Source organism: Micromonospora sp. NPDC052213, from assembly GCF_040679695.1.
Lineage (GTDB): Bacteria > Actinomycetota > Actinomycetes > Mycobacteriales > Micromonosporaceae > Micromonospora.
Genome location: NZ_JBFAVI010000257.1, coordinates 1 through 6,656 on the forward strand (window position 1 = coordinate 1; position 6,656 = coordinate 6,656).

The 6,656-nt window shown below is 74.9% G+C and carries 4 protein-coding genes; all 4 read left to right on the forward strand.

The genetic code is table 11. The annotated features are described in order from the left end of the window. On the forward strand, positions 1 to 1,212 hold a 1,212-nt coding region (locus AB0L34_RS32210; protein WP_363709257.1), incomplete at its 5' end, for a cytochrome P450. 41 nt (positions 1,213 to 1,253) lie between these two features. Beyond that, the gene (locus AB0L34_RS32215; RefSeq protein ID WP_363709259.1) at positions 1,254 to 2,516 is read left to right on the forward strand and encodes an NAD(P)/FAD-dependent oxidoreductase; all 1,263 of its coding nucleotides are present in this window, start codon (positions 1,254 to 1,256) and stop codon (positions 2,514 to 2,516) included. Positions 2,517 to 2,565: 49 nt separating this feature from the next. Next, positions 2,566 to 3,600, forward strand: coding sequence for a ketoacyl-ACP synthase III family protein (locus tag AB0L34_RS32220; protein WP_363709261.1), 1,035 nt, complete (start codon positions 2,566 to 2,568; stop codon positions 3,598 to 3,600). Between the two features lie 43 nt (positions 3,601 to 3,643). Next, positions 3,644 to 6,656 (forward strand): type I polyketide synthase (locus tag AB0L34_RS32225; protein ID WP_363709262.1); only part of this gene is annotated, 3,013 nt, incomplete at its 3' end.

Genomic DNA, 6,656 nt, shown 5'->3' on the forward strand with positions numbered 1-6,656 from the left:
CTCGTGCTGGTCGATGCCGTGACCGCGTTCGATCCCACCGACGCCGACGTCCGGCGTGACCCGTACCCGTCCTACCACTGGCTGCTGCGGCACGACCCGGTCCACCTCGGCGCCCACCGGGTCTGGTACGTCTCCCGTTTCGCCGACGTGCGCGGCGTGCTCGGCGACGCGCGCTTCGCCCGGACCGGCATCCGCCGGTTCTGGACCGACCTCGTCGGGCCCGGGCTGCTCGCCGAGATCGTCGGCGACATCATCCTGTTCCAGGACGAGCCCGACCACGGCCGGCTGCGCGGGGTGGTCGGCCCGGCCTTCTCGCCGTCCGCGCTGCGCCGGCTGGAACCGGTCATCGCCGGCACCGTCCACGACCTGCTGCGGCCCGCCCTGGCCCGCGGCGCGATGGACGTGGTCGACGAGCTGGCGTACCCGCTGGCGCTGCGCGCGGTCCTCGGCCTGCTCGGCCTGCCCGCCGCCGACTGGGAGCCGGTCGGGCGGTGGTCGCGCGACGTGGGGCGGACCCTGGACCGGGGCGCCAGCGCCGAGGACATGCATCGCGGCCACGCGGCGATCGCCGAGTTCGCCGACTACGTGGAGCGGGCCCTCGCGAGGCGGCGGCGCGAGGGCGGCGAGGACCTGCTGGCGCTGATGCTCGACGCCCACGACCGCGGCCTGATGAGCCGCAACGAGATCGTCAGCACGGTGGTCACGTTCATTTTCACCGGCCACGAGACGGTGGCCAGCCAGGTGGGCAACGCCGTGCTGAGCCTGCTGGCGCACCCCGACCAGCTCGACCTGCTCCGGCGTCGGCCGGACCTGCTGGCCCAGGCCGTCGAGGAATGCCTGCGGTACGACCCGTCGGTGCAGTCCAACACCCGGCAGCTCGACGTCGACGTGGAGCTGCACGGCCGGCGGTTGTGCCGCGACGACGTCGTGGTCGTCCTGGCCGGTGCGGCGAACCGGGACCCGCGGCGGTACGACCGGCCCGACGAGTTCGACATCCGGCGGGACCCGGTCCCGTCGCTGTCCTTCGGCGCGGGGATGCGCTACTGCCTCGGGTCCTACCTCGCCCGTACGCAGCTGCGCGCCGCGGTGGCCGCGCTGGCCCGGCTGCCGGGCCTGCGGCTGGGCTGTGCCCCGGACGGGCTGACCTACCAGCCGCGCACCATGTTCCGGGGCCTGGCCAGCCTGCCGATCGCGTTCACGCCGGGCGGTTGAGCGCCGCGTCGTCCCTGTCCGAGCAGGAGGAGTCGTCGACCATGAGCCATCCCGAACCCGAGTACGACGTGATCGTCGTGGGCGGCGGCCCGGCCGGATCGAGCACGGCCGGTCTGCTCGCCCAGGAGGGCCACCGGGTCCTGCTGCTGGAGCGCGAGAAGTTCCCCCGCTACCACATCGGCGAGTCCCTGATCAGCGGCGTCACCCTCACCCTGGACGCGCTCGGCGTGCGCGAGCGGATGGCGGAGCTGCGCTTCCAGATCAAACACGGCGGCAGCCTGCTGTGGGGGGCCGACCAGACCGCCCCGTGGTCGTTCCGGTTCCGGGAGATCCGCGACGCCCGGTTCGACTACTCGTGGCAGGTCCGGCGCGCCGAGTTCGACGCGATGCTGCTGGACCGGGCGCGGGAACTGGGCGTGGTGGTGGTGGAGGGAGCCACCGTCCGGGGGCCGCTGACCGACGGCGACCGGATCGCGGGCGTCAGCTACCAGTTCCGGGGAGAGGCCGACCCGATCGACGCCCGCGCCGCGATCGTGGTCGACGCGTCAGGGCAGCAGCGCTGGCTCGGCCGGCACTTCGGGCTGGTCTCCTGGCACGACGACCTGCGCAACATGGCGACGTGGAGCTACTACGCCGGGGCGCTGCGCTACCCCGGCGACCACGAGGGCGACCTGCTCGTCGAGAGCCGCTCCCACGGCTGGCTCTGGTACGCGCCGCTGAGCCCCACCCTGACCGGGATCGGGTACGTCACCCCGTCGGACCGGTTCGTCGAGTCCGGCCTGCCCCCGGAGCAGTTGCTGGAGAAACAGATCGCGGAGTCGAACGAGGTCTCCTGGCTCACCAGCGGCGCGCGGCGGGTCGACGTCTACCGCACCGCGCGGGACTGGTCGTACGCGTGCAGCCAGTTCTCCGGGCCGGGCTGGGTGCTGGTCGGCGACGCGGCCGCCTTCATCGACCCCCTGCTGTCCTCCGGCGTGACGCTGGCGATGCGCGGCGCGCTCAGCCTGTCCCGGGCGGTGCACGAGGCGCTGGCCGCGCCGGAGAAGGAGCGCCACCTCATGCAGGTGTACGAGGACCGCTACCGGGACTTCCTGGCCGCCCTGATCGACCTGATCCGGTTCTTCTACGACGGCGCGCACGGCCGCGACGAGCTGCACCTGCGTGCCCAGACCATCGTGGACCCGGACCGGCTGATGCCTCCGAAGATCTCGTTCGTCTCCCTGCTGTCGGGGCTGGCGCGGGGCGACGAGACGCTCGACATCGCCCCTCGGACGGCCATTGACCGCCCGTCAGGCGCTATATAATCTTAAAGCGAATTGCCTCGATCACGTCGAACGCCGAGGAGAGAAGCCGATGCGCACCGCCGGAACGTACATCCGTGGGATCGGGGCCTACCTTCCTGAGACCGTCACCGTCGAGGACGCCGTCGCCCAGGGCCTGTACCCGCAGGAGGACATCGAGACGCACGGGCTGGGCGGCGCCGCGATCGCCGGCGAACTGCCCGCGCCGGACATGGCGCTGCGCGCCGCGCAGGACGCCCTCAAGGAGAGCGAGCTGGGCCGCGGCGACATCGACCTGCTGCTCTACGCGGCCACCTGGCACCAGGGCCCCGAGGGCTGGCTGCCGCACGCCTACCTCCAGCACTACCTCCTCGGCGGGGTGCCCCGGGCGACCGAGATCCGGCAGGGCTGCAACGGCATGTTCACCATGCTCGAGATCGCGGCCAGCTACCTCAAGGCCGCGCCGGAACGCAAGGCCGCGATGCTCGTCGCCGCCGACAACTACGGCACCCCGCTGCTGGACCGCTGGCGCACCAACCTCGGCTTCATCCTCGGCGACGCCGCCTCGGCGGTGGTGCTGAGCACCGAGAGCGGCTTCGCCGAGCTGCTGTCGGTCTGCTCCATCACCGTGCCGGAGGCCGAGGAGGTGCACCGCGGCGGCGAGCCGATGTTCCCGCCCGGCATGACCGTCGGCCGGGAGCTCGACTTCGGCGCCCGGCTCTTCTACCACATCACCGAGCAGACCCCCGTGCTCGCCGTGCTCGGCGAGGCGCAGGAGACGATGACCACCGTCGCCGAGCAGGCGCTCGCCGAGGCCGGCATCGGCACGACCGACCTGGCCAAGGTCTCCTTCATGAACTACTCCCGCGAGGTGGTCGAGCAGCGCTGCATGGCGCCCCTGGGGCTGGGGATGGAGAAGTCCACCTTCGACTTCGGGCGCATGATCGGGCACTGCGGGGCCAGCGACCACCTGCTCGCCCTGCACCACTCGCTGCGGGCCGGCGAGGTCACCGCCGGCGACCACGTGCTCTGGCTCGCGATGGGCCCCGGCGTGGAGTTCACCGCCGCCGTCCTGCGCGTGCTGGACAACCCCTACGTCGACCGCTGACCGCCCCCGCCCGCGCCGCGACCCGACCAACGGAGGTACGACGATGACCCGGGACGATCCCGCCGACAACCCGTACCAGGTGGCCGTCATCGGCATCGGTTGCCGGCTGCCCGGCGATGTCGACACCCCGGACGCCCTCTGGGAGCTGCTGCTCAAGGGCGGCCAGACCGTCGGGGAGATCCCGGTGCAGCGCTGGCGCGCCTACCGGGAGCGCGGCCCCGAGTACGAGGCGGTGCTGCGCGACACCGTCACCGCCGGCAGCTACCTGCGCGACGTCGCCGGCTTCGACCCGGAGTTCTTCGGCCTCTCGCCCCGGGAGGCAGCCGAGATGGACCCGCAGCAGCGGATCCTGCTCGAGGTCGGCTGGGAGGCCCTGGAGCACGCCGGCCTGCCACCCACCCGGCTGGCCGGCACCGACACGGGCGTCTTCGTCGGGGTCAGCACCACCGACTACGGCGACCGGCTGCTGGAGGACCTGCCGACCGTCGAGGCGTACACCGGGATCGGCGCGGCCACCTGCGCCCTGGCCAACCGCATCTCCTACGCGCTGGACCTGCGCGGCCCGAGCGTCGCCGTCGACACGGCCTGCTCGGCGTCGCTGGTCGCGGTGCACCTGGCCTGCCAGAGCCTGCTGCTGCGGGAGAGCACGGTGGCCCTGGCCGGCGGCGTGAACCTGGTGCTCACCCCCGGGCAGAACGCCTCCCTCCAGGCCGCCGGCACCCTCGCCCCCGACGGCGTGAGCAAGTCGTTCGACCGCGACGCCGACGGGTACGGCCGCGGCGAGGGGTGCGGCGTGCTGGTGCTCAAGCGGCTCGACGAGGCCGAACGGGACGGCGACCGGATCCTGGCGGTGATCCGCGGCAGCGCGGTCAACCAGGACGGTCACACCGACGGCATCATGGCCCCGTCCGGCCCCGCGCAGCAGCACGTCGTCCGCCGCGCCTGCGACCGGGCGGGCGTCGCCCCGGGCAGCGTGGACTACGTGGAGGCGCACGGCACCGGCACCCAGCTCGGCGACCCCGTCGAGGCGACCGCGCTGGCCGCCGTCTACGGCGCCGGCCGCTCGGGCGACCGGCCCTGCCTCATCGGCTCGATCAAGTCCAACGTCGGGCACCTGGAGGGCGCCGCCGGTGTCGCGGGGCTGATGAAGGCCGTCCTCGCGCTGCACCACGGCCAGATCCCGGGCACCCCGCTGCGCGGCGAGCCGATCGACGCCGTCGGCGCCGGCACCGGGCTGCGCCTGGTGACCGGCACGCTGCCCTGGCCCGAGCGGGACGGCCCGCGCCGCGCCGCGGTCTCCGGGTTCGGCTACGGCGGCACCATCGCCCACATCGTCCTGGAGGAGGCGCCGCCCGTTCCCGCCGGCGCCGACGCGCCGCCGGCCGACGACGCCGCCCGGCCGCTCTTCCCGCTGTCGGCCCGGTCCGACGCCGCCCTGCGCCAGCAGGCCGCCCGGCTCGCCGACCGGCTCGACGGGGACGACCGGCCGGGCCTGGCCGACGTCGGCCACACGCTCGCGCGCCGCCGGGCCCACCTGACCCACCGGGCGGTGGTCACCGGGCAGGACCGCGACGAGGTGGTCGCCGCCCTGCGCCGGCTCGCCGCCGGCCAACCGGACCCCGACACGGTCTCGGGGGTGGCGCCGGCCGGCCCGCCCGCCCGGCCCGTCTGGGTCTTCTCCGGGCACGGCTCGCACTGGGCCGGCATGGGCCGCGACCTGCTGGCCCACGAACCGGCCTTCGCCGCCGCGATCGACGAGATCGAGCCGGTCGTCGCCGAGGAGGCCGGCTTCTCGCTGCGGCAGGCGCTCGCCGACCCCGAGCTGGCCGGGGTGGACCGCATCCAGACGCTGACCTTCGCCATGCACGTCGGCCTGGCCGCGGTCTGGCGGGCGTACGGGGTCCGCCCGGCCGCCGTCATCGGGCACTCGGTCGGCGAGGTCGCCGCCGCCGTGACCGCGGGCATCCTGACCCCGGCCGACGGGGCCCGGCTGATCTGCCGCCGGTCCGCCCTGCTGCGGCGGGCCGCCGGCCGGGGCGCGATGGCCATGGTCACCCTGCCGTTCGCCGACGTCGCCGAGCGGCTCGCCGGCCGCGCCGACCTGGTCGCGGCGATCGCCTCCGCCCCCGCGTCCACCGTGGTCTCCGGCGACATCGCCGCCGTGGACGCCGTGATCGAGCAGTGGCCGGCGGACCGGATCGCGGTCCGCCGGGTGCAGTCCGACGTGGCCTTCCACAGCCCGCACATGGACGCGCTCGCCGACGAGCTACAGGCCGCCGCGGCCGACCTGCGCCCCTCGGCGGGGACCGTGCCGATGTACTCGACGGTGCTCGACGACCCGCGCGCCGCGGCCGCCTGCGACGGGGCGTACTGGGCGGCGAACCTGCGCCGGCCGGTCCGCCTGGTCGACGCGGTCGGCGCCGCCCTGGCCGACGGGCACCGCACCTTCGTCGAGATCTCCGCCCATCCGGTCGTCGCCCACTCGCTGCGCGAGACCCTCGACCACGCCGGCATCGAGGACGGGTACGTCGGGACCACGCTGCGCCGCCACGCCCCCGGGCACCGCACGGCCCTCGCCGCCGTGGCGGAGGCGCACTGCCACGGCGTCGAGGTCGACTGGGCCGCGCTGCGGCCCGACGGCGGGCTCACCGACCTGCCCCGCTACGCCTGGCGGCACCAGGAGCTGTGGCGCGAGCCCACTCCCCCGGTGGCCGCCGGCGGGCACGACATCGGCTCGCACACCCTGCTCGGCACGGCGACCACCGTCGCCGGCAGCGAGCTGCGGCTGTGGCACACGGTGCTCAGCGACGCCAGCCGTCCGTACCCGGGCAGCCACACGGTGCAGGGCGCGGAGCTCGTGCCGGCCGCGGTGCTCGCCGCCACCTTCCTCGCCGCCGGCGCCCGCGACGGCGCGCCGGTGGCCCTGCACGACCTGTCGATGCGGGTGCCGCTGGCCACGGCCGGGCGCCAGGAGATCCAGGTGGTGGACGACGGCGGGGAGCTGCTGCTCGCCTCCCGCCCGGCCGGCGCGGACGCCGCGCCGTGGCTGACCCACG